This is a genomic window from Mesonia sp. K7 (assembly GCF_003233725.1).
Classification (GTDB): domain Bacteria; phylum Bacteroidota; class Bacteroidia; order Flavobacteriales; family Flavobacteriaceae; genus Mesonia.
The window spans coordinates 23936-45044 of record NZ_QKQV01000011.1 but is presented as its reverse complement, the minus strand read 5'-3'; the positions used below and the strand labels follow the sequence as shown (position 1 = coordinate 45044).

Sequence of the window (21109 nt, the reverse complement as noted above, 5' to 3'; positions counted from 1 at the left end):
AGTTTTTTTATGCCTTCGTTTGAAGCTCTTTGTACATTAAATCAAAACATGCTTGTTTTAGCGATTGCCTATCATTATGAGTTAGGTTTTTGGTTTCCTTTACAGGGAAAATAGTCGCTCGCATTTTTCCTGGATTTCCTTTAAAAAATTCATATGGAAAGCGTTTTTTATTGTCATAAAAAACCATGGGTACTACTGGAATTTGGTGTTCGATTGCCAAACGAAAAGCTCCGTCTTTAAACTGATCCAGCACCAAATTCATGTCTTCAGGGATTCCACCTTCAGGGAAAATACAAATACTCACACCTTGATTAAGCCTTCTTTGAGCGCGTTCAAAAACTTCATTTCTACTTTTTACACTACTTCTATCTACTAAAATGCAAGTGCGTTTATAGAAAAAACCAAAAATAGGAATCTTTACCAACTCTTTTTTACCCACAAACACAAACGGATTTCTCACCAAATGCAACATCAGCATAATATCGAGCATAGAGGTATGATTGGCAATAAACATATAACTTTTATGGTAATCTAGTTTTTCCAGTTTTTTGGCAACTACATAAAAGCCCATTCCGTAAATAATGATTCTTGCCCAAAAACGAGCCACAACAAAAAACTGTGGGTAAAACTTTTCACGCGAAGTGAGTACCAACAAGATTGGAAACATTACAATAATAGGAACTCCCATTACGATGTAAAACCAAATGCGCCAAAAAAATCTTGCCGTGTTTTTCAGAAATTTCATTAACCAAATTTAGCGAATGCCCATGCGAAATTGAATAAAAAATTTACCTTTACCAAAAATTTATTTATTCATGGCAAGAATACTCACAGGAATCCAAAGTACAGGAACTCCACATTTAGGAAATCTTTTGGGCGCAATTATTCCGGCGATAGAATTGGCAAACGACACTAAAAACGATTCGTTTTTGTTTATTGCCAATCTGCATACGCTTACCCAAATAAAAGACGCTTCTATTTTAAGAGAAAACACTTATTCTGTGGCGGCAACTTGGCTTGCTTTTGGGCTTGATATCAACCAATCTGTGTTTTACAGACAAAGTGATATCCCACAAGTAACAGAGCTTTCTTGGTATTTAAGCTGCTTTTTTCCTTATCAACGTCTTACCTTGGCGCACTCGTTTAAAGACAAAGCAGATCGTCTTGCGGATGTCAATTCTGGGTTGTTTACCTACCCAATGTTGATGGCTGCTGATATTTTGTTGTATGATGCAGAAATTATTCCTGTAGGGAAAGATCAATTACAACATATCGAGATGACCCGTGATGTCGCCAATCGTTTTCACGCTCAAATGGGCGAAACTTTTGTGGTTCCCGAAGCGAGAGTCCAGGAAGACACCAAATACATTCCGGGAACCGATGGCGAAAAAATGAGTAAATCCCGTGGCAATATTATTAACCTTTTCGAAACCGACAAAAAATTACGTAAGCAAGTGATGCGTATCGAAACCGATAGCACACCAATGGAAGAACCTAAAAATCCAGATACCTGCAACGTGTTTAACTTATATAAAGTAGTCGCTTCCGCGGAACAAATTGCAGAAATGAGAGCCAATTACAAAGGCGGGAATTATGGTTATGGTCATGCCAAACAAGCACTTTATGACGTGCTTATCGAAAAATATGGCACACAACGTGAAAAGTACCATTATTATATGAATAACCTTGCCGAAATAGATGCTGCGCTTGAAGTAGGTGCCCAAAAAGCCCAACAAGTCGCGGATAAGGTTTTGGAAAAGGTAAGGAAGAAATTAGGGTATTAACTCTTAAGATTGATATTATGCTTCAAAAGAAAGTTCAATTAACAATTATAACAGTTATAGCAATTATTCTTTTAAGCAACCTTTTTCCTTTAAGGTTATTTATAGAAGGAGTTATTATTCCTTATCCCTATGAAACTGAAAATTCTGAATTTGAGTATGTTGCTTGTCCAAGCAAGGGCTTAAGTATTGAATTTATGGAAAATAAATTCCTAAAATTCCTTGAAGAAAATCCGCAAACTAAAGACACTATTATTTACAGAAAATTTAAAAGAAATCCTCTTAAATTTTGGAATTGGAAGTTTTACCTAACAAGCAATCTTTATGATTACCCTTTAAAAAAATAGTCTTAAAAATTAAATCTAATGAGATTCCAAATCAAGTTTGGAATGAAGTATTATTTCACAACCCTAAACATTTTTCCTTGCATCGGGTTAACCAAACCTTTGAGTTCTAAATTCAATAAAACGGGTAGCATTTGATAGGTCGGAATTTGACAAGCGAGAGCCAATTCATCAAGGCTTGCCGTTTCCAAAGGCTTCAAAATGCTGTAAATATGTTCTTCTTCTTGGGTAAGTTCAACAAAAAGCTCGGGTTGTTTAGCAGGTTGTTCTTTAGCATCCCAATTGAGAATATAAACCAAATCTTCAACATTTTCGAGCAATCTCGCTTGATTGGTTTTGATAAGGTGGTTACAGCCCTTACTATATTTATCGTCAATTCTTCCAGGAAATGCAAAAACCTCCCGATTATACGAATTGGCAATATTGGCAGTGACCAACGAACCTCCTTTTTCTGCACTTTCTATCACAATGGTTGCTTCGCTCAAACCTGCAATGACTCGGTTTCGTTTCAGAAAATTTTTTCGATCAAAGTTACAGTCGCTCCAAAAGTCAGTAAAAAATCCGCCTTGAGCTAAAATGTCTTTTTCATACTTGCGATGCACTTTCGGATAAATGGTATCAAAACCATGAGCCAAACAGGCAATGGTTTGTAAGTTGTGTTTTACCGCAGCTTTGTGAGCACAAATATCGATGCCGTATGCAAAACCTGAAACGATAATTGGGTTGTAAGGCACTAAGCTTTCGATAAGGTTTTCGCAATTTTCGATACCGCTTTTGGTAGCATTTCTTGTCCCTACAATACTAATAATAGGTTGATTTTCGATAGAAATGTTTCCTTTAGAAAACAGTAAAATCGGTGCGTCTATACATTGTTTTAAAAAATACGGATAGGTTTTGTCTTCAAAATAATGCAGTTGAATGTTGTTCTTTTCAATAAAATCATACTCTTTTTCCGCGGCAGCTAAATAATTTTCTAAATGAAGTGCCTTTGCCTTTAAGGTTCCAAAACCTTCGAGTTGGGTAATTTCTTTGGCCGAAGTGTCAAAAATAGCTTTTGCCGAGCCAAAGTGACGTAACAACTTTTTGGCAGAAATATCACCAATATTTGGCACCGATTGCAGCGCAAGTAAACACAAAATTTCGTTGTCGGTCATCATCAAAAGGCTTTGCTTTAAAAATAAGAAAAGAAAATTTAATATTTTTTAAAATCGAGTTGAGTTTAGCCACAAAAAATAACTAAATTTGTATGTCTATGAACATTGAAAGCTACATAAAAGAACTATTATATCGTTACGAGTGTGTTGTTATTCCTGAGTTTGGAGGTTTTATTTCACAACGTGTTCCGGCAGAAATCAACCACTCGACCAACGAGTTTTATCCCCCAAAAAAGAATATTCTTTTTAATCATCACCTTACTTCCAATGATGGGGTTTTGATAAGTTATATCGCTAAAGCGGAAAAAATTTCATACGCAGAAGCACAAGAAAAAGTAAGCACTTTTGCTTATCAACTTTCAGAAAGTATTAAAAAACACCAAGAAGTTTCGTTAGAAAATTTTGGGAAGTTTTACGAGCAAAACGACAAAGTATTGTTTTTACCACAAACCCAAGAAAACTATTTGACCGATTCTTTTGGTTTGTCAACATTTGGTGTAGTTTCTATCGCTCGTGAAGCGGAAAAAACAGTAAAGGCGGAACCCACAGAAGCATCTGATTTAGAAGAAAAAACACCTGTTATTGCTTTACCACAAAATGAAGAAAAAGCTAAAAAGTCAACTTCAAAACCTTATCTAAAATATGCTGCGGTTGGTTTACTTGCTCTCGGAATTGCCGGTTTTGTAGGTACAAGAAAATATTTAGAAGACATTCAATCACACAACCTTGTTGAGCAGCAAAAAGCCAATAAATTGGTCGAACAAGAAATCCAAGAAGCGACCTTTGTGATTCAAAACCCTTTGCCAAAAGTAGTTTTCGAAATCGAAAAACAAGTTGGTAAATACCACGTGGTTGCTGGTGCTTTTCGCGAAAAAGAAAACGCAGTAAAAAAAGTGAACCAGCTTAAAGATCAAGGTTTTAGTCCAAGAGAAATAGGTGTCAACAATTATGGTTTACACCAAGTGATTTACCAAAGTTTTGAAACCCGTGCTGAAGCTATAAGAAAACTTTATGAGATCAAAAAAACCTCAAATCCAGAGGCTTGGCTTTTAGTAAAAGAACTTTAAAACTTCGTTAACAAACGAAATCTTATCTTTGCCAAAAAAATAAGATGGAACCAAAATTTCCAAAAGACTCTAAAACGATACTTACCGATTTGGTTTTGCCGAGTGAAACCAATCCTTTAAATAATTTATTTGGTGGCGAATTACTTGCCAGAATGGACAGAGCAGCGAGTATTGCTGCACGTCGTCACAGCAGAAGAATTGTCGTTACTGCTTCTGTCAATCACGTAGCCTTCAAGAAATCGATTCCTTTGGGAAGCGTTGTTACGGTAGAAGCAAATCTATCTCGCGCATTTAACTCATCTATGGAAGTAATTATAGACGTTTGGGTAGAAGATCGCGAAAGCGGAATGCGCAGCAAAGCCAACGATGCCATTTATACGTTTGTTGCTGTAGACGAAAGAGGAATGCCTGTTCCTGTGCCAGAATTGATTCCTGAAACTGAGCAAGAAAAAGAAAGGTATAATGCGGCTTTACGCCGAAAACAACTCAGTTTGGTGTTAGCGGGTAAAATGAAACCGACAGAGGCGACCGAGCTAAAAGCACTTTTCACTTAATTGCCTGCTTTCAAAAGCAAAAATTTCTAAAGAAAAACTTAAGGAAACCTTTCTTAATCATAAAGAAACGTCAAAGTTACTTTTTAACTTCCTTAAACGCCCTTTTATTTCTAATTTAATGGGTTAGAAATCAATATTTTGATTTTCCCTGTTCAATAAAAGATAAAAAAAGATAAAAATCACTTTAGGAAGATGCTTACTATTTCAAGGTTTTCAAAAAAAGCTATTGAAAAGATTCTTTCCTCGCTTGAGGAAAAATCTGAAGTAAACGCCATGCTTCCCGGCAATGGTTGGATGCATGTTCAAGATAACCTCCCTTACCTCATTGTTTACAGACAAGTTAACAAAGATACCGGCATTCAAAAAATAATCAACAGCGGAGGTGCGTACCTCATTATTGGAAGCGAAAATTTTAAAGGATACCAAAAACTTATAAAAGCACTTTCACACAGCCGTGCCGCAAAATTTGGATCGTTCATGCTTTTTGAAATGTACTTGGGAGAAGCCAATAGTAGAACGTTCTATATCAAAGGTCCCGCAGATAAAATTACTTCCACCCTAGAAACTCTTAAGGAAGAACTCATAAAATCTAAAGGTTTGTCGCAAGGTATCAACCTTTCTGCGGAAATACAAGATGTAAACGAAAGACAAGCAGTGGGTGCTGGCCCACTTATTTCCATAGAGGATGCCAAAAAGACTGGAGCATTATGGGTAGGTTTGGAAATTCCTCCCGTTTTTAGGGATAAAAACAAGCATCTCTATCCTATTTTCTTTAGACAATTTAGAGATTACCTCATCAATGCTGCGCAGAAGGCGGTTTTCGATTTTATAAGAGTTCAAACCAAAGACCCTATATTAACTTATCACGCACTTGGGCGAAAGAGTTTAAAGCAAAAAGTCTTTGAAATTGACAACCAACTCGCAAAAATCGAAAAATCCTTTCAGTTTTTATGGTTAGTTGCTCCAGTAAACATCCAACACATCAAACAAACGTTTTTTGAAAGCAATTACGAGAAAGTAATCGATTACCATTATCGCCTACTTCCAATAGATCCAGATATTTTAAAAAGAAAACTTTACAACCTGAAAATAGAAGACATCAACGACCCTACAATGTCCTATATTTTTCACGAAAAACGCGAGGAATTAGATCATCAGATAAGTATGCTTAACGAACGCGGGACCAAGAACTTTTTCTACAATAGCATCCGTCTATACAAAGGAGTTGATAGCGATTTGTGCGAACAGGCAAATTTAATTTTACAAGAAGTTTCCGAACCTGCAGAGCCCTCAAGAGAAGAAATTTGTGACGCGAATCATTTTAGCAGTTTGGCTCATCAAGAATTTGACTTTTTTCGGCAGCAAGATCAAAATTTTACTTCCAAAGTGCATTTAAGAGACGATGTAAATATCATGATGGTTTCCCAAGGGGAATTATACATTCCTGCAGATTATAAAATGAGTATCACTGAAGCCCATGCACTTATCCAACATGAGATAGGAACCCATGTGCTTACCTACTATAATGGTATAAAACAGCCTTTACAGCAATTAAGTGTAGGCTTAGCCGATTATGATACCTTACAAGAAGGTTTAGCCGTAATGTCTGAATATTTAATAGGCGGACTCTCACCACATCGATTACGGACCTTGGCAGGACGTGTAATTGCTGGAAAAGCTCTCATCGATGGGGGAAACTTTCAGGAAATTTTTAGGTTATTGGTTCAGGAAAAAGGCTTTCCTCCAGAAACGGCTTTTAATATCACTTCCCGGATTTTTCAAGGCGGTGGTTTTATAAAAGATATCATCTACTTAAAAGGCTTGGTATTACTCCGAAAACACTTGCAAGAAGGTGGTGAGTATGAACCACTATTGGCAGGAAAGTTTAGCTTAAAGCACTTGGAGGTAATACGCGAACTAACTGACAGACAAGTATTACAGGTTCCAAAATTACGCCCCAGTTATTTAACCAACCCAAAAGCAAAAGAAAGATTACAATTAATCAGAGATGGTTTGCCCATCTCAAAAATGATAAACACATGAGAATATGTTTTGTATTAAATAATGTGCGAGAGGAAAACTACAACACTTCGGTAGTTTTGATGCATACCGCCCATAAAAGAGGGCATACCGTTTTTATGATGGATGTAGGTGATTTTAATTTCACGCACGACGAACCACTTAGTATTCATGCCATACAAACCCCAAAATCCATTAAGACCAAATCTGCCAAAAAATTTATTGAGGACGTAAAAAAAGCCAATCTCAAAAAGAAAAAGATTTCTGCCAAAAACATAGACGTTCTTTTCATTAGAAATAATCCTACCGAAGAAATAGAACGCCAATGGGCAGAACATGCGGGAGTTGCTTTTGGTAAAATGATGCAACAAGAGGGTGTGCTGGTGCTTAACGATGCCTATGCACTTTCCCACGCTTTTATAGATAAACTGTATTTTGAAGAGCTTCCGTCAAGCATAAAACCAGACTCTATCATTACCCGAAAGAAAGAAGATATTTTGGATTTCTTTAAAAAACAAAATAAAAAGATGGTACTTAAACCTTTGGAAGGTTCTGGAGGTAAAGATGTATACCTCATCGATGAAAACGAAAAAAACCTCAACCAAATTATTGAAACCTTACTCAATCAAGGCTATGTAATCGCCCAAGAATTTTTGCCAGACGTCAAAGATGGTGACGTACGGATTATCTTGATGAATGGGCAAGTGATAGAACGTGACGGCAAATACTCGATGATAAGAAGAAAAATGGGGAAAGGCGAATTCCGAAGCAATTTCAAGCAAGGTGCCACGGCAAAAGCTGTCGAAATGAACAAGGATTTTCAAAAAATCATCGAGGTAGTAGCACCCAAACTCATCAATGACGGTTTATTTTTTGTAGGATTGGACGTCGTAAAAGATAAACTCATAGAAATAAATGTATTAAGTCCAGGTGGTTTAGATTATTTTAATGAAATTGATTATCCCGATTTTGGCGATGAGGTCATTGATGCCATCGAAAGAAAAATAGCTTACAAAGAAATGCATGGTAACCACCTTTCCAACAAGTTTTTGGCAACCATGGCATAAACCCATAAAAATATGATGCAAGAGAAAATTTCAAGAATTATAGGGGAATATAGTACAGGAGAAAAAGGCCCTATGCTTTTTGTAACGGCGGGAATCCACGGCAACGAACCCAGTGGAGTTCTCGCTTTGCAAGAGGTCTTTAAGCAACTACATAAAACAAAGCCCGCTATAAAAGGAACTATTTTAGGCGTGGCAGGAAATAAGGAAGCCTTGCATAGAAACCAACGTTATATCGATGAAGACCTCAACCGCACTTGGACAGAAGAAAACCTGGAAAAAGCAAATATAGAAAGCCACGAAGAACAAGAAATGTATGAAATCATCGAGGTGTTGGAAAAATATAACAAACAAGGTTTCAAAAAACGGTATTTTATCGATTGCCATACCACTTCTTCAGATAGTTTGCCATATATGTCGGTGCAGGATGTAAACGACAACAACGATTTTGCACACCAGTTTCCCACTTATATTGTCAAGGGTTTTAGTGATATTATTACTGGGGATATCGATCATTACCTAAGCCGAACAGGAATGACCGGGTTTGTTTTCGAAGCGGGTCAACACACCAGTAAAGCTTCCGCGCAAAACCACGAGGGTATGATCTGGCTTGCCCTTCACAAAGTTTGTGGCCTTGACCTGCACACCATAGAAACTTTTCCTGATTGCGTAGAAGCTTTCGCTGAAAAAAATGCCCCAGAACAAAAAACATTCGAAATCGAATACCGACATGGTTTAACAAACAATGATGCTTTTAAAATGCAACCCGGCTTTCAGAACTTTCAGGAAATAAAAAAAGGAGAACTACTCGCTATGCAGAACGGTGAAGAAGTTCGGAGCCGATGGAACGCCCGAATTTTTATGCCTTTATACCAAGCACAAGGCAACGACGGTTTTTTTGTGATAAAAGAAGTTAAATATTAGCTATTTGCTTTTGGTTTCCGAAATTTGTGGTTTAAAAGTTTTAGCTCTTGGCAGTCATTCCAAAAGTATCGTTTAAAGAAATCAATCAACTCGCTATTCCGGCGATCATTGCAGGAATTGCCGAACCTTTGATTTCTCTTACCGATATAGCTATTATCGGAAATGTGACCGAAAATCCTGTAGAAGCGCTTGCAGCCGCAGGAATTGCAGGTTCTTTTCTTTCGGCACTTATCTGGATTTTAGCACAAACCAAAACGGCCATTTCTTCGATGGTTTCCCAGCATTTGGGAGCCAACAGAATTCACGCCGTTAAAACTTTAATTCCTCAAGCTTTTGCGTTTAACCTTTTGTTGAGCTTACTCATTTTTGGAATTACTACTTTTTTCGCGCAAGCCATTTTCACAGCTTACAATGCCAACGGATTGATTCTTACCTATACCAAAGATTATTATTTTATAAGGGCTATGGGTTTACCTTTTACCTTGCTTACCTTCTCGATGTTTGGTGTTTTTAGAGGTTTGCAAAATACGCTTTGGGCCATGCAATGCAGTTTGATTGGTGCCGTGGTAAACGTGGTTTTAGATTTTGCTTTGGTTTACGGAATCGAAGGCTTTATCGAACCGCTACATTTAAAAGGAGCTGCGATTGCGAGTGTGATGGCACAGTTGGTCATGTTAAGCATCGCCACTTATTTTTACATCAAACGGACACCTTTCGGGTTTAAAATCCGTAAGAAAATCAATCCAAAGCTAAAGCCGATGTTGTTGATGGCCGCCAATTTTTTCTTACGCACAGCAGCACTCAATTTTGCCATATATTTGGCGAATGCTTACGCCACCGATTATGGTAAAAACTATATCGCCGCACAAAGTATTCTGATGAATATTTGGTTGTTTTTTTCTTTCTTTATTGATGGTTATGCCAATGCTGGAAACGCGATCAGCGGAAAGTTGCTCGGACAAAAAGCCTATCAAAAATTGTGGTTATTGAGTAAAGACATTTCGAAATATGCGATCATCATTGCTTTTATTTTGATGGCGATTTGTTTTACCTTTTACGAGCAAATAGGGTTGATTTTCAACAAAGAAACTCAAGTGCTCGCTGTTTTTTCTTCAGTGTTCTGGATAGTTTTGCTGATGCAACCCATCAACGCCATTGCTTTTATGTTTGATGGAATTTTTAAAGGTTTAGGCGAAGCCAAATATTTACGAAATGTATTGATGGTTGCTACGTTTTTGGGGTTTTGGCCTACGCTTTTACTGTTTGATAAATTAGGGTTACAACTGCATGCTATTTGGATTGCCTTTACCGTTTGGATGTTGATAAGGAGCTTGGCGTTAGTGATTAAATTCCGGCGGAAATATTTGAATAAATAAACTTATTTTCTTCTAAAATAAGCCTCCATGTAATTTTGAGTCGTTAAATATTCATTCTTCATCTTCTCTAAATATTCGATCACACGTTCTTGATTTTCATAATCGGCAGACAAACAATCTTGCATATTATCATCACTTACCATCAATAGGATATACCAAGTGCCTTCACGAGAGCTGTAAAACCTGCTCAAATCGGTATCAACCTCACTATTGTGCGTTGCGGTATCTATTAAAATAGGAATTAGATTTAGCTTTTTGGTTAATTGGTCGGTTTCATAAAAAGAAAGATAGTATTTTTTACCTTCAATAATCACTGGAACATTGGTTTCTACCTCATCGTGACCTAAATCGTATTTGGTATTGACATAATTATAAAACTCATTCGCATCTTTGGGGTCTTCAAATACAAATCCGTTAAAAATAGGTAAGCCTTTTTTAAACTTCTTGGCTTTGATAATTTCGTAATTTTCTATTTTCGGAGTTTTTTTTAGCGGAATACAACTAACCAACAAGAAGACAAAAAATAAGTATGCATATTTGGTCATAAAATCATTTATTTGGTTTTTCAACGTCAATTATTATTCCACTTTAAGTGAAATTATAAAAAACAATAATAGTTTGAAAATAGGTTAAACACTTGCTAAAATACTCTCTTTTCTTCCTAAAATTTGTTAGTTTTATAAAAACCTAAAACTTATGTTGTTACAAACCCACATCCCAAATCCAGAAGAAACAGGAACAGAACAACAGTTTGGCTGGTATACCTTGGGTGAATTTCTGATGACCAATTGGTTTTATGTCACCGCAGTAATTTTGATTGGTGCCATTGTCTTGATGTATTCAAAATACAAAAAACAGGAACGCCAAAAGAGAATTGACGAACAGAATGCTAACGAGTCTTCAACCAACCGGTAATGCTCAAACGTTGGTCGTTTGTTACTTCTTTTACTTCGTGTTCTAAAACCTGACTTTCAAAAATCACGACTCTTTTAGGCATCGGGTAAATCACTTCTTCAGAACCATCGGGTTTATAAATAACCAATTCGCCTCCGTTGGTTTTTAGCCAATTTTCGTCGTTGAGGTAACAGACAAAAGAAAGTTTTCTACGCTTGTCGTTCTGGAACGTGTCGAGGTGACGTTTGTAAAACGTGCCTTCTGGATAAACCGCATAATGGAACTCTTTATGCAAAATTCCCATAAAACAAGTTTTGTTCAGGTAATCGACCAAGGCATTGATTTTATTAAAAAAAGTTTGTTCGGCAAGATTGGCTTCCGTTTCGTTGATCCACAAAATAAAATCACCCCGAATGGTTTTGGCAACGACTTCATTGGTTCTGCTTCCTATTGCAGATTTTTTAAACCGATCTTCTTCATATTTCTCCAACAAACATTCGCGCATTATTTTAACCTCGATATCCAGAAAAAAATCATCAACAATACTGTAGCCTTGGGTGGCAATATCGGTGATAATGTTTTCAAACTGTTCATTTTCCTGATAATGTAACTGCTCAAATAATTCTTGCTCTGCCATATTTTAAAGATAATGAAGTAAAAATAACTTTTATATCAATGCTTTTCATTTTAATTTCGCTTAAAGCGGAATTTTTTAAGCCATAAAAAAACTTACCTTTGTTAAAATAATTATCAATGGAAGAATTCTTACAATTTCTTAGCGGCTACGGACTTTATATGATTCTCGGAATTGTATTGGTTGTCGTTGTATTGTATCAAAAACTAAAAAAATAATGGCCACGATTAGAATTACCAAACAGTTTAATTTTGAAACGGGTCACGCGCTCTACGGTTACGACGGGAAGTGTAAAAATGTGCATGGTCATAGTTATAAATTGGATGTAACGGTTATTGGCCAACCCATCGAAGACCAAAAAAATGTAAAATACGGGATGGTAATCGATTTTTCTGACTTAAAGAAAATTGTAAAGGAAGAGATTGTCGATAGGTTTGATCACGCAACCGTGCTCAATAAAAACACACCACATTTGGAGTTGGCTCACGAATTGCAAAAACGTGACCACAACATTATTTTGGTAGATTACCAACCGACCAGCGAAATGATGATTATCGATTTTGCCCATAAAATTAAGGCACGTTTGCCCGAAAATATTCAGTTGCACAGTTTAAAGCTACAAGAGACCGAAACCAGTTACGCCCAATGGTTTGCAACCGATAATCTTTAAAACTTACCTGTCAGTTTGAGTGATTTCGCTTTAGCGAAATTGTATCGAGAACTGATTTTGTTACTCAAAATCTTATGCTCGATACATTCTGATAAATCAGAACACTCGAATAGACAGATTTTGAAACATAACTTTACTATCTTTGGTTTTAGAATAGAAATCTTAAAAATGCACATCAACATTCCCGAAGGAAAAAAAATATACTTCTCAAGCGACAATCATTTGGGTGCTCCAACCTATGAAGAAAGTCGCCCTCGGGAAACAAAATTTATCCAATGGTTAGACGAAATCAAAAAAGACGCCGCTGCTATTTTTCTGTTGGGTGATTTGTTCGATTTTTGGTTTGAATACAAACACGTGGTACCAAAGGGTTTTGTACGAACTTTAGGTAAACTTGCCGAAATTTCAGACAGCGGAATCCCGATTTACTTTTTTGTAGGAAACCACGATTTATGGATGAAAGACTACTTTAAAGAAGAACTTAACATCACGGTTTACCACGAACCACAAGTGTTTCAATTAGCCAAAAAACAGTTTTTTATCGGTCACGGTGATGGTTTGGGCCCGGGCGACAAAGGCTACAAACGCATGAAAAAAGTATTTACCAATCCTTTTTCCAAATGGTTGTTCCGTTGGTTGCATCCCGATTTAGGTGTGGCTTTGGCAAAACACCTTTCGGTAAAAAATAAACTCATTTCGGGCGACGACGATGCTAAGTTTTTAGGCGAAGAAAACGAATGGTTGGTACAATATTCCAAAAGGAAATTGGCAGAAAAGCATTACGACTACTTTATTTTTGGGCACCGCCATTTACCGTTGGAAATCGAACTCGAAAACAAGGCTAAATACATCAATCTGGGTGATTGGATTTCTTACTATACCTATGCGGTTTTTGATGGAGAAAACTTGGAGTTGAAGGAGTTTTAGAATATTAAAAACGTCATTCTGAACTTGTTTCAGAATCACATATAATCAGAATGAGAACCTGAAACAAGTTCAGGTTGACGATAAAAAAGAAATATCTTTCTTATCGAATATCCCTTAACCTTAACTGTAAACTTACATTGCCGTTCCATTCGTTTTCGTCTAACGAATAAGCAATCGCAAACTTTTGCTGATTTTCTATCAAGCTTAGTTTTTCTCCCAAACCAAAACCAATGGCATCAAAAACGTTTTGATTGTTTTCTTGTTGGAGTTGGCATTTTAGGTGAGTTTCTTCCGTACCTACTTTTCTGGCAAATCCTGTGTCTTTTAGATTTTCGGTCATAAAAACGGGGTGCATATTTCCCGGTCCAAAAGGAGCAAACTGTTTTAAAATCCGGTAAAACTTAGGCGTGATTTCATCAAAATCAAGCTCAGCATCAATGGTGATCTCTGGTATCTTTTGGTGTTCGAGAATAGTGTTTTTTACCACTTCTTCGAACTTTTCCCGAAAAGGCACATAGTTTTCGCTTAAAATCGTCAAACCCGCAGCGTATTTATGTCCACCAAACTGCTCGATATATTCGCTACAAGCTTCTAAAGCTTCATAAACGTCAAAACCTTTGACCGATCTTGCCGATGCCGCCATTTTCTCCCCACTTTTGGTAAACACCAAAGTCGGTTTGTAATAGGTCTCTATCAACCTTGAAGCTACAATACCTATCACACCTTTATGCCAATTTTCTTGGTAAACCACCGTCGAAAAATTTTCTTCTTCTTTGTTTTCTGTAATCTGGACCAAAGCTTCTTGCGTGATATTGGCGTCTAAATCTCTGCGGTCTTGGTTGTAGGTTTCTATCTCCTGAGCGTAGATTTTTGCTTGTTCAAGATTCGTTTCGGTCAATAATTCTACGGCGTGCAAACCGTGTTTGATTCTTCCCGCGGCATTGATTCGTGGTGCGATTTTAAAAACTACATCGGTAATCGTAAATTCTTTTTGTTTAAAATTTTCCAATAAAGCTTGCAAGCCTGTTCGTGGCTTTTCATTAATCATCTTTAAGCCATAATGAGCTAAAATTCTGTTTTCACCTGTTATCGGAACAATGTCGGCCGCAATTGCTGTAGCCACCAAATCCAGATAAGGATATAATTCGGTAATCGATTTTTCTTGGGTCTGATGAAGGGCTTGTATGAGTTTAAACCCGACGCCACAACCACATAATTCTTTGTATGGATATTTACAGTCTTCCCGTTTAGGGTCTAAAACCGCAACCGCATCTGGAATTTCTTTTCCCGGTCGATGGTGATCACATATAATAAAATCAATCCCTTTTTCTTTCGCGTAAGCTACTTTATCAATGGCTTTAATCCCACAATCAAGGGCTATAACCAAACTAATGTTGTTGTCATGCGCATAATCAATTCCCTGATAAGAAACACCGTAACCTTCTTCATACCGATCAGGAATATAAGTGGTCACATTTGGCGTGATCGTAAGCAGGTAAGCATACATCAAAGCGACACTTGTGGTGCCATCGACATCGTAATCGCCATAGACCAAAATGTATTCTTCATTTTTGATGGCTTGCAAAATACGATCGACAGCAGATTGCATATCTCGCATCAAAAAGGGATTATGCAAATCGGTAATCTGTGGTCTGAAAAAGTTTTTGGCTTCTTCATAGGTTGTGATGTCACGTTGTATCAACAACTTTGCAATCGTTGACGAAACACCTAGTTCTTTTGCTAAAGCTTCGATTTGTTTTTCTTCCGGTTGTGGTTTGATGCTCCAACGCATAGGTTTTCTTACAAAGATAATTTTTTATTACTTTTTTGTAACATACTTTTTTTTGAGCAGTCTATTATAATGAGAGTAAACCTCTTACAAATTTATTAATCAAAAAAAAACGTCATGAAAAAAACAATTTTAACCGTATGTTTAGTATTCGTTGCTACACTTACATTCGCAAACAATTATGAAAATTTAGAAGACCACAACCCTAAAACGGAGGATCTAATTCTTAAAAATGTAGATTTGAGTTCTTTTTGTAAAGCCGTGATCAAGGGTGATGTTGAAATGGTAAAACAATTGTTACAGCTTGGAGAAGATGTAAATCAGAAATCGATGGGAAAAACACCTGCTATGTATGCTGCTCGATACAATAAAGCGGAAATTTTAGAAATACTTATTAAAGAAGGTGCAGATTTGTCACTTAAATCTGATAAAGAAAGATTTACGGCAAAAAAGTTTGCAGAACTTTCTAATGCAAAAGAAGCTTTAGCAATTATTGTACAGCACAAGAAAAAGTAAAATTTTTAATCTTCTTAGGGCAAGCGGTTTGTTTCTGGTAAAATAAACCGCTTATTTTTTTCCTTCAACCACCACAACTATTTCACCTTTTGGGGGAGTCTTTTCAAAATGGTGGGTTACCTCTTCAAGGCTTCCGCGGATGGTCTCTTCGTGCATTTTACTAATTTCACGACTTACCGAGGCTTTTCTGTCATTTCCAAAATATTCGCCAAAATCCTTTAATGTTTTTAGAATTTTATGTGGTGACTCGTAAAAAACCATGGTTCTAGCTTCTTCTGCCAAAATTTTCAAGCGGGTTTGTCTGCCTTTTTTGACAGGTAAAAAACCTTCAAATACAAATTTATCGTTAGGTAAACCACTGTTGACCAAGGCAGGAACAAAGGCTGTGGCTCCAGGAAGACAGTCGACTTCTATATGGTTTTCGATACAATTTCTGGTCAACAAAAACCCAGGATCTGAAATCGCTGGTGTTCCCGCATCGGAAATCAAAGCAGCACTTTCGCCATTTTGCAAACGCTTCACAATCATTTCGACTGTTTTGTGTTCGTTGTGCATATGATGACTGTGCATTGATGTCTCAATTTCAAAGTGTTTGAGCAGTTTACCGCTCGTTCGCGTGTCTTCGGCTAAAATAAAATCCACTTCCTTCAACACTTTTATGGCGCGAAAAGTCATATCTTCAAGATTGCCAATTGGCGTAGGAACCACATATAATTTTCCCATCAATCAAACTTATTTTCGATAACTTCCAAAAATCGATTTTCGTATTCTTCCTTGTTATACCATCCATTATAATCTGGCTTTACATTAGTTTCGATAAAGCTTTTTGCTTCCTCAGTACTTGCAATGGTGTTGAGTTGCGAAATCACCCGATTGTAATCTTCGGTATTACCGTCGAACAGATGTTTGATAAATGCCAACCGATCGTTCAACCCAATCTGAATGCCTTTTTTCAACCGATCGTTTAAAGAGGATTTCCCAGAAAACTTCTCGTTGTGTTTTACTTGTTTGTCGTTTTCACTGTTGTTTTCCTCTTTTTGTGTTTCCTTCTTTTCCGTTTTAGAGGAGTTCTCTTCTTGTTTCTTACTTTCTTTCGTCTCTACCTTTGGCGTTTCTTTTTTAGCCGAAGCTTTTTCTTCAAACTGAGGTAAATCGTCGTAGTGAATTCCCCCTATTCCTAAAAAATCTTCTTGGGCCTTTTTATCCTCTTTCGGAATAATTTCATCAAACACCTCATCTACCTGTTGGCTTTCTGGGGGCATTTGCGCCACAATATCTTTTATTTTTTCGGTATTTGGTTCCGTGATTTCTTCAGTACTGTGCTGCGTTCCATCTGGTCTTGCATCATCACTTTTTGGATTTGAAGACAAAGATTCTTCTACAGCAGCTTTGCCAATGGTTGGTTGCGCACCGCCAAAATGTTTTTCGGCATAAGAAAGCACCGACATTTTTTCGTACAACACCCCGCAAACATTTTTGAGTTCGTGGATATCTGTCTTATTTTTGAGTTGTAAAATCTTGTGTGCCAAACTCATAAGTTCAGCCTCTAATTCCTTTTTCATAACTTTACTATTTTACCTAATTACAACGCTATAATTTTATTAATTTTACCTAAATTCGGGTTTTTCCTGTTTAGTTCTGAAAATTACAAAATGTTTCTCGAAAATACAGTAAATCATAAAGAGCAATTTGGTTGGATTGAGGTAATTTGCGGAAGTATGTTTTCCGGAAAGACCGAAGAGCTTATCCGTAGACTCAAAAGAGCTCAATTTGCACGACAAAAAGTAGAGATTTTTAAACCGTCTATCGATACGCGCTATAACGAAGAAATGGTTATTTCGCACGATGCAAACGAAATAAGATCTACTCCTGTTCCCGCGGCAGCAAACATCAGATTATTGGCCGACGATTGTGATGTGGTTGGTATTGATGAAGCCCAGTTTTTTGATGACGAAATTGTTTCGGTTTGCAACGATTTAGCCAACAAAGGCATTCGAGTGATTGTCGCAGGATTGGATATGGATTTTAAAGGAAATCCTTTTGGACCGATGCCCAATTTGATGGCAACTGCCGAATATGTAACCAAAGTGCATGCGGTTTGCACCCGAACAGGAAATCTCGCACAATACAGTTACCGTAAAGCAGCTAGCGACGAATTAGTCTTGTTGGGCGAAACCGAAGAATACGAACCATTGAGCAGGGCCGCTTATTACAAAGTAATGTTGCGTGATAAGGTAAATAAAATGAATGTAAAAGACGCCGAAGAAGTCTCTAAAAAGTCTGACTCATGACACGGGAAACGGTTTTAGAAATAGACTTAAAAGCTTTAGAGCACAACTTCAATTACTTGAAATCTAAGCTTCACCCACAAGTCAAATTTATGCCGGTAGTCAAAGCTTTTGCCTACGGAAGTGATTCGGTGGCAGTTTCTAAAAAGCTGGAAGAACTAGGAGCAGATTATTTGGCGGTCGCTTACACCAAAGAAGGTATTCGTTTGAGAGAAAACGGCATCACAAAACCTATTTTGGTATTGCATCCGCAATCCACCAATTTCGAAGAAATTGCCAAATACAACTTGACCCCAAGTTTATACAGCGAATTTGTTATACGGGCTTTTCTAGAAGATGCCCAAAGGTTAAACTTAAAAAATTACCCGATACATTTAAAATTCAACACTGGGTTAAACCGATTGGGATTGACACTAACAGAAATCGATTTGGTTGCTGATTTATTACAAAATCAAACCTATCTAAAAATAGAAGGTGCTTTTTCTCACCTCGCCGCCAGCGAAGATGTAGAAGAAAAACCTTTTACACAGCACCAAATCGAGCATTTTCAAAAAGTAAAAAAATCACTAGAAGCGAAATTCCAAAATCACAAAATACTTTTTCACCTCTGCAATACCAGCGGAATTTTGAATTATCCCGAAGCTCATTTTGATCTCGTACGTTCGGGAATTGGGCTTTATGGCTTTGGAAATTCCGTAAAAGAAGACCAAAACCTCATTCCAATATCGACCTTAAAAACCATTATTTCTCAGATTCACCACCTTAAAAAAGGAGAAAGTTTAGGTTATAACCGTCAATTTACAGCTCAAAAAGACACCAAAACAGCCACTTTACCCATTGGTCACGCAGACGGCATCAATAGAATTTATGGCAAAGGAAAATGTAGTGTTTTGATTAATGGGAAAGAAGCCTTGATTGTGGGAAATGTATGTATGGATATGATCATGGTAGATATCACCGGTATCGATTGCCAAGAAGGTGACGAAGTAATCCTATTCGGAAAGAACCGCAGTGCCGAAAATTTTGCTAAATCTGCCGGAACAATTTCCTATGAACTGGTAACTTCGGTATCTCAACGCGTAAACAGAAAAATTATTAATTCCTAAAAAAGTTTTTACTACTTTAGTAACTTACTAATCAATAATTTTATAGAAATGGGATTTTTTAGTGATTTTAAAAAGTTTTTGCTTAAAGGTGATATTGTGGCTTTAGCAACAGCTGTTGTAATTGGCGCAGCCTTCAAAACTATTGTCGATTCAGTTGTAAAAGATGTTATTACACCTATTATCGGAATGTTGACAGGAGGCGTAGATTTTACCAAAAAGTTTATTGCACTAGATGGTAACTCTTATGAAAGCCTTGCTGCAGCACAAGAAGCCAAAGCTGCGGTAATTACGTATGGTAACCTTATTCAGGCAATCATCAACTTTATTATTGTTGGTTTGTTTATCTATTTATTCTTAAAGGCTTACGAAAAGTCGAAGAAAAAAGAAGAGCCAGCTCCAGAAGCTCCAAAAGGGCCAACGCAAGAAGAATTGCTTATCCAAATTAGAGATGAGCTGAAAAAGCAAAACTCATAAAACCAAGTGATAAAGCTTCGATATTTTCGAGGCTTTTTTATTAAAAATAAATATCTTTACGGCTGTTAAAATCCCAAATTGAAAAAGAATGAAATTAGCCGTTGTTGGTGCCACCGGAATGGTTGGCGAAGTGATGCGAGAAGTTTTAGAAGAAAGAAATCTTCCGATTTCTGAGTTTATACCCGTAGCGTCAGAAAAATCTGTAGGAAAAGAGATTTCCTTTAAAGGGAAAAACTACAAAATTGTAAGCCTACAAGATGCCGTAAACGCCAAACCCGATGTGGCTTTATTTTCCGCTGGCGGCGAAACTTCACTTGAATGGGCTCCAAAATTTGCTGAAGCAGGGACATTTGTCATCGACAATTCTTCAGCTTGGCGTATGGATACCGATAAAAAGCTCATCATCCCAGAAATCAACGGTGATTTACTTACCGAAAATGATAAAATTATTGCCAATCCTAACTGTTCTACGATACAGCTTTTAATGACAGTAAAACCCTTACACGATAAGTTTAAAGCCAAAAGAGTAATTGTTTCTACCTACCAATCGATTACAGGTACCGGTGTAAAAGCCGTTCAACAATTGGAAAATGAAGCCAACAACCAAAAAGGGGAAATGGCGTACCCGTATCAAATACACCAAAACGCTTTACCACATTGTGACGTGTTTTTAGACAATGATTACACCAAAGAAGAGATGAAGCTCACCAACGAAACCAAAAAAATATTGGGTGACGATAGCGTTTTGGTTTCCGCGACAGCGGTAAGAATTCCTGTGGTTGGCGGTCACAGTGAGTCGGTCAACATCGAGTTTGAAAACGATTTTACCATCGAAGAAATCAAACAAACCTTAAACGATTTTAACGGAATTACCCTACAAGACAACCCCATTACCAATACGTACCCAATGCCATTGTATGCGAAAGGTAAAAACGATGTTTTTGTAGGTAGAATAAGAAAAGATCACACGCACCCGAAAGCCATCAATTTATGGATTGTCGCCGATAACCTGAGAAAAGGCGCTGCAACCAACACAGTACAAATTGCCGAAAAACTGATTGAAAAGAATATTATCACACCACAAAAAGCGTTTGTATAAAAAGACTATATTTGCAATCATGCCTGCTAAGTTTTTAAAAAATACCATTTTAGGAATTTTATTGGTTGCTTTTTTGGCAATCAAAGGCATTGGTTTGCATAGTTTTTTACACGATGATGACAACCCGCAACAAGAATGCGAATGGTGTATCATCGCAACGACAGATCAAACCAAACCACTTATCAACGACAGTTCGGCGACCATAGAAATCACCTATTTCGAGTTCGAGCAAACCCCAAAAGTCCAAAATTTATATGCTAGGGTGTTTATTCCTAAAGGCCTTTCGGGAAAACATTATAACAAACCTCCTCCTTTTTTGTTGTAGTCCTAAAGTACATTTTACCCATTTTCTCTTTATAATACTTACTTATAGCAAAAACACATGCTCGTTTTGAGTAACTTTTGCTATCATAATTTGTGGTCAATAAA

The 21109-nt window shown here is 37.1% G+C and carries 24 protein-coding genes; 17 read left to right on the top strand and 7 right to left on the bottom strand.

Features of this window, described 5'->3' with window-relative positions:
* Nucleotides 1-7: 7 nt before the first annotated feature.
* Nucleotides 8-745 carry a 1-acyl-sn-glycerol-3-phosphate acyltransferase gene (locus tag DNG35_RS08855; RefSeq protein WP_111128133.1) on the bottom strand — a complete coding sequence of 246 codons (738 nt, stop codon included), beginning with the start codon at nt 743-745 and terminating at the stop codon, nt 8-10.
* Between the two features lie 70 nt (nt 746-815).
* On the opposite strand from DNG35_RS08855, the gene trpS reads away from it, so the two are divergent.
* Nucleotides 816-1784, top strand: coding sequence for a tryptophan--tRNA ligase (gene trpS, locus DNG35_RS08850; RefSeq protein WP_111128130.1), 969 nt, complete (start codon nt 816-818; stop codon nt 1782-1784).
* A gap of 17 nt (nt 1785-1801) precedes the next feature.
* The gene (locus DNG35_RS08845) at nt 1802-2128 is read left to right on the top strand and encodes a hypothetical protein (protein WP_111128127.1); all 327 of its coding nucleotides are present in this window, start codon (nt 1802-1804) and stop codon (nt 2126-2128) included.
* A gap of 50 nt (nt 2129-2178) precedes the next feature.
* On the opposite strand, the gene dprA is transcribed toward DNG35_RS08845, so the two are convergent.
* On the bottom strand, nt 2179-3279 hold the full coding sequence (dprA, locus tag DNG35_RS08840; RefSeq protein ID WP_111128123.1) for a DNA-processing protein DprA: 1101 nt from the start codon (nt 3277-3279) through the stop codon (nt 2179-2181).
* A gap of 98 nt (nt 3280-3377) precedes the next feature.
* Here dprA and DNG35_RS08835 point away from each other — a divergent pair, with 98 nt between their 5' ends.
* From DNG35_RS08835 to DNG35_RS08810, 6 genes are all read left to right on the top strand, one after another.
* Nucleotides 3378-4346: an HU family DNA-binding protein gene (locus DNG35_RS08835; protein ID WP_111128119.1), complete on the top strand. Its 969-nt coding sequence runs from the start codon at nt 3378-3380 to the stop codon at nt 4344-4346.
* Between the two features lie 44 nt (nt 4347-4390).
* Nucleotides 4391-4900: an acyl-CoA thioesterase gene (locus DNG35_RS08830; protein WP_111128114.1), complete on the top strand. Its 510-nt coding sequence runs from the start codon at nt 4391-4393 to the stop codon at nt 4898-4900.
* 192 nt (nt 4901-5092) lie between these two features.
* Nucleotides 5093-6943 carry a flavohemoglobin expression-modulating QEGLA motif protein gene (locus tag DNG35_RS08825; protein ID WP_111128110.1) on the top strand — a complete coding sequence of 617 codons (1851 nt, stop codon included), beginning with the start codon at nt 5093-5095 and terminating at the stop codon, nt 6941-6943.
* A complete protein-coding gene (locus tag DNG35_RS08820) occupies nt 6940-7986 on the top strand; it encodes a glutathione synthetase (RefSeq protein ID WP_111128106.1) in 1047 nt (348 codons plus the stop codon). The genes DNG35_RS08825 and DNG35_RS08820 overlap by 4 nt, the downstream gene beginning before the upstream one ends.
* Before the next feature lie 12 nt (nt 7987-7998).
* Complete coding sequence (locus DNG35_RS08815; protein WP_111128103.1) at nt 7999-8907, top strand: succinylglutamate desuccinylase/aspartoacylase family protein; 909 nt, start codon at nt 7999-8001, stop codon at nt 8905-8907.
* 56 nt (nt 8908-8963) lie between these two features.
* A complete protein-coding gene (locus DNG35_RS08810; RefSeq protein ID WP_111128275.1) occupies nt 8964-10283 on the top strand; it encodes an MATE family efflux transporter in 1320 nt (439 codons plus the stop codon).
* Nucleotides 10284-10285: 2 nt separating this feature from the next.
* On the opposite strand, the gene DNG35_RS08805 is transcribed toward DNG35_RS08810, so the two are convergent.
* Nucleotides 10286-10828 carry a hypothetical protein gene (locus DNG35_RS08805; protein WP_146228851.1) on the bottom strand — a complete coding sequence of 181 codons (543 nt, stop codon included), beginning with the start codon at nt 10826-10828 and terminating at the stop codon, nt 10286-10288.
* A gap of 151 nt (nt 10829-10979) precedes the next feature.
* Between DNG35_RS08805 and DNG35_RS08800 the strand changes: the two genes are divergently transcribed.
* Nucleotides 10980-11198 (top strand): hypothetical protein, encoded by a 219-nt coding sequence (locus tag DNG35_RS08800; RefSeq protein ID WP_111128097.1) that lies wholly within the window; start codon nt 10980-10982, stop codon nt 11196-11198.
* On the opposite strand, the gene DNG35_RS08795 is transcribed toward DNG35_RS08800, so the two are convergent.
* Complete coding sequence (locus tag DNG35_RS08795; protein WP_111128095.1) at nt 11173-11814, bottom strand: 2OG-Fe(II) oxygenase; 642 nt, start codon at nt 11812-11814, stop codon at nt 11173-11175. The two genes, DNG35_RS08800 and DNG35_RS08795, sit on opposite strands and share 26 nt — an antisense overlap.
* A 214-nt stretch (nt 11815-12028) precedes the next feature.
* On the opposite strand from DNG35_RS08795, the gene DNG35_RS08790 reads away from it, so the two are divergent.
* Complete coding sequence (locus DNG35_RS08790; RefSeq protein WP_111128092.1) at nt 12029-12481, top strand: 6-carboxytetrahydropterin synthase; 453 nt, start codon at nt 12029-12031, stop codon at nt 12479-12481.
* Nucleotides 12482-12655: 174 nt separating this feature from the next.
* Complete coding sequence (locus DNG35_RS08785; protein WP_111128273.1) at nt 12656-13408, top strand: UDP-2,3-diacylglucosamine diphosphatase; 753 nt, start codon at nt 12656-12658, stop codon at nt 13406-13408.
* Nucleotides 13409-13508: 100 nt separating this feature from the next.
* Here DNG35_RS08785 and recJ read toward each other — a convergent pair whose 3' ends face one another.
* Complete coding sequence (recJ, locus tag DNG35_RS08780; protein WP_111128089.1) at nt 13509-15200, bottom strand: single-stranded-DNA-specific exonuclease RecJ; 1692 nt, start codon at nt 15198-15200, stop codon at nt 13509-13511.
* A gap of 114 nt (nt 15201-15314) precedes the next feature.
* Between recJ and DNG35_RS08775 the strand changes: the two genes are divergently transcribed.
* Entirely contained in the window at nt 15315-15713 is a 399-nt protein-coding gene (locus DNG35_RS08775) for an ankyrin repeat domain-containing protein (protein ID WP_111128087.1), read from the top strand.
* A 51-nt stretch (nt 15714-15764) separates the two neighbouring features.
* Here DNG35_RS08775 and rsmI read toward each other — a convergent pair whose 3' ends face one another.
* Nucleotides 15765-16436 carry a 16S rRNA (cytidine(1402)-2'-O)-methyltransferase gene (gene rsmI, locus DNG35_RS08770; RefSeq protein ID WP_111128085.1) on the bottom strand — a complete coding sequence of 224 codons (672 nt, stop codon included), beginning with the start codon at nt 16434-16436 and terminating at the stop codon, nt 15765-15767.
* Complete coding sequence (locus DNG35_RS08765) at nt 16436-17275, bottom strand: hypothetical protein (protein WP_111128082.1); 840 nt, start codon at nt 17273-17275, stop codon at nt 16436-16438. Before DNG35_RS08765 ends, rsmI begins: the two co-directional genes overlap by 1 nt.
* 90 nt (nt 17276-17365) lie before the next feature.
* Here DNG35_RS08765 and DNG35_RS08760 point away from each other — a divergent pair, with 90 nt between their 5' ends.
* The 5 genes from DNG35_RS08760 to DNG35_RS08740 all read left to right on the top strand — a co-directional run bounded on the left by DNG35_RS08760 (nt 17366) and on the right by DNG35_RS08740 (nt 21005).
* The gene (locus DNG35_RS08760) at nt 17366-18004 is read left to right on the top strand and encodes a thymidine kinase (RefSeq protein ID WP_111128080.1); all 639 of its coding nucleotides are present in this window, start codon (nt 17366-17368) and stop codon (nt 18002-18004) included.
* On the top strand, nt 18001-19107 hold the full coding sequence (gene alr / locus DNG35_RS08755; protein WP_111128077.1) for an alanine racemase: 1107 nt from the start codon (nt 18001-18003) through the stop codon (nt 19105-19107). Before DNG35_RS08760 ends, alr begins: the two co-directional genes overlap by 4 nt.
* Before the next feature lie 48 nt (nt 19108-19155).
* Nucleotides 19156-19581 (top strand): large conductance mechanosensitive channel protein MscL, encoded by a 426-nt coding sequence (mscL, locus tag DNG35_RS08750; RefSeq protein ID WP_111128075.1) that lies wholly within the window; start codon nt 19156-19158, stop codon nt 19579-19581.
* 88 nt (nt 19582-19669) lie between these two features.
* Nucleotides 19670-20680: an aspartate-semialdehyde dehydrogenase gene (locus DNG35_RS08745; RefSeq protein ID WP_111128072.1), complete on the top strand. Its 1011-nt coding sequence runs from the start codon at nt 19670-19672 to the stop codon at nt 20678-20680.
* Nucleotides 20640-21005 carry a hypothetical protein gene (locus DNG35_RS08740; protein WP_146228850.1) on the top strand — a complete coding sequence of 122 codons (366 nt, stop codon included), beginning with the start codon at nt 20640-20642 and terminating at the stop codon, nt 21003-21005. The genes DNG35_RS08745 and DNG35_RS08740 overlap by 41 nt, the downstream gene beginning before the upstream one ends.
* Nucleotides 21006-21109: the final 104 nt, after the last annotated feature.

Bases quoted from the DNA above. Each gene is read 5' to 3' on its own strand.
- DNG35_RS08805 (WP_146228851.1), bottom strand. From the start codon at position 10,828: ATGACCAAATATGCATACTTATTTTTTGTCTTCTTGTTGGTTAGTTGT.
- DNG35_RS08760 (WP_111128080.1), top strand. From the start codon at position 17,366: ATGTTTCTCGAAAATACAGTAAATCATAAAGAGCAATTTGGTTGGATT.
- trpS (WP_111128130.1), top strand. From the start codon at position 816: ATGGCAAGAATACTCACAGGAATCCAAAGTACAGGAACTCCACATTTA.
- DNG35_RS08855 (WP_111128133.1), bottom strand. From the start codon at position 745: ATGAAATTTCTGAAAAACACGGCAAGATTTTTTTGGCGCATTTGGTTT.
- DNG35_RS08820 (WP_111128106.1), top strand. From the start codon at position 6,940: ATGAGAATATGTTTTGTATTAAATAATGTGCGAGAGGAAAACTACAAC.
- mscL (WP_111128075.1), top strand. From the start codon at position 19,156: ATGGGATTTTTTAGTGATTTTAAAAAGTTTTTGCTTAAAGGTGATATT.
- DNG35_RS08745 (WP_111128072.1), top strand. From the start codon at position 19,670: ATGAAATTAGCCGTTGTTGGTGCCACCGGAATGGTTGGCGAAGTGATG.
- DNG35_RS08800 (WP_111128097.1), top strand. From the start codon at position 10,980: ATGTTGTTACAAACCCACATCCCAAATCCAGAAGAAACAGGAACAGAA.
- alr (WP_111128077.1), top strand. From the start codon at position 18,001: ATGACACGGGAAACGGTTTTAGAAATAGACTTAAAAGCTTTAGAGCAC.
- rsmI (WP_111128085.1), bottom strand. From the start codon at position 16,436: ATGGGAAAATTATATGTGGTTCCTACGCCAATTGGCAATCTTGAAGAT.
- DNG35_RS08775 (WP_111128087.1), top strand. From the start codon at position 15,315: ATGAAAAAAACAATTTTAACCGTATGTTTAGTATTCGTTGCTACACTT.
- DNG35_RS08825 (WP_111128110.1), top strand. From the start codon at position 5,093: ATGCTTACTATTTCAAGGTTTTCAAAAAAAGCTATTGAAAAGATTCTT.
- DNG35_RS08845 (WP_111128127.1), top strand. From the start codon at position 1,802: ATGCTTCAAAAGAAAGTTCAATTAACAATTATAACAGTTATAGCAATT.
- DNG35_RS08815 (WP_111128103.1), top strand. From the start codon at position 7,999: ATGATGCAAGAGAAAATTTCAAGAATTATAGGGGAATATAGTACAGGA.
- DNG35_RS08790 (WP_111128092.1), top strand. From the start codon at position 12,029: ATGGCCACGATTAGAATTACCAAACAGTTTAATTTTGAAACGGGTCAC.
- recJ (WP_111128089.1), bottom strand. From the start codon at position 15,200: ATGCGTTGGAGCATCAAACCACAACCGGAAGAAAAACAAATCGAAGCT.
- DNG35_RS08765 (WP_111128082.1), bottom strand. From the start codon at position 17,275: ATGAAAAAGGAATTAGAGGCTGAACTTATGAGTTTGGCACACAAGATT.
- dprA (WP_111128123.1), bottom strand. From the start codon at position 3,279: ATGACCGACAACGAAATTTTGTGTTTACTTGCGCTGCAATCGGTGCCA.
- DNG35_RS08795 (WP_111128095.1), bottom strand. From the start codon at position 11,814: ATGGCAGAGCAAGAATTATTTGAGCAGTTACATTATCAGGAAAATGAA.
- DNG35_RS08835 (WP_111128119.1), top strand. From the start codon at position 3,378: ATGAACATTGAAAGCTACATAAAAGAACTATTATATCGTTACGAGTGT.
- DNG35_RS08830 (WP_111128114.1), top strand. From the start codon at position 4,391: ATGGAACCAAAATTTCCAAAAGACTCTAAAACGATACTTACCGATTTG.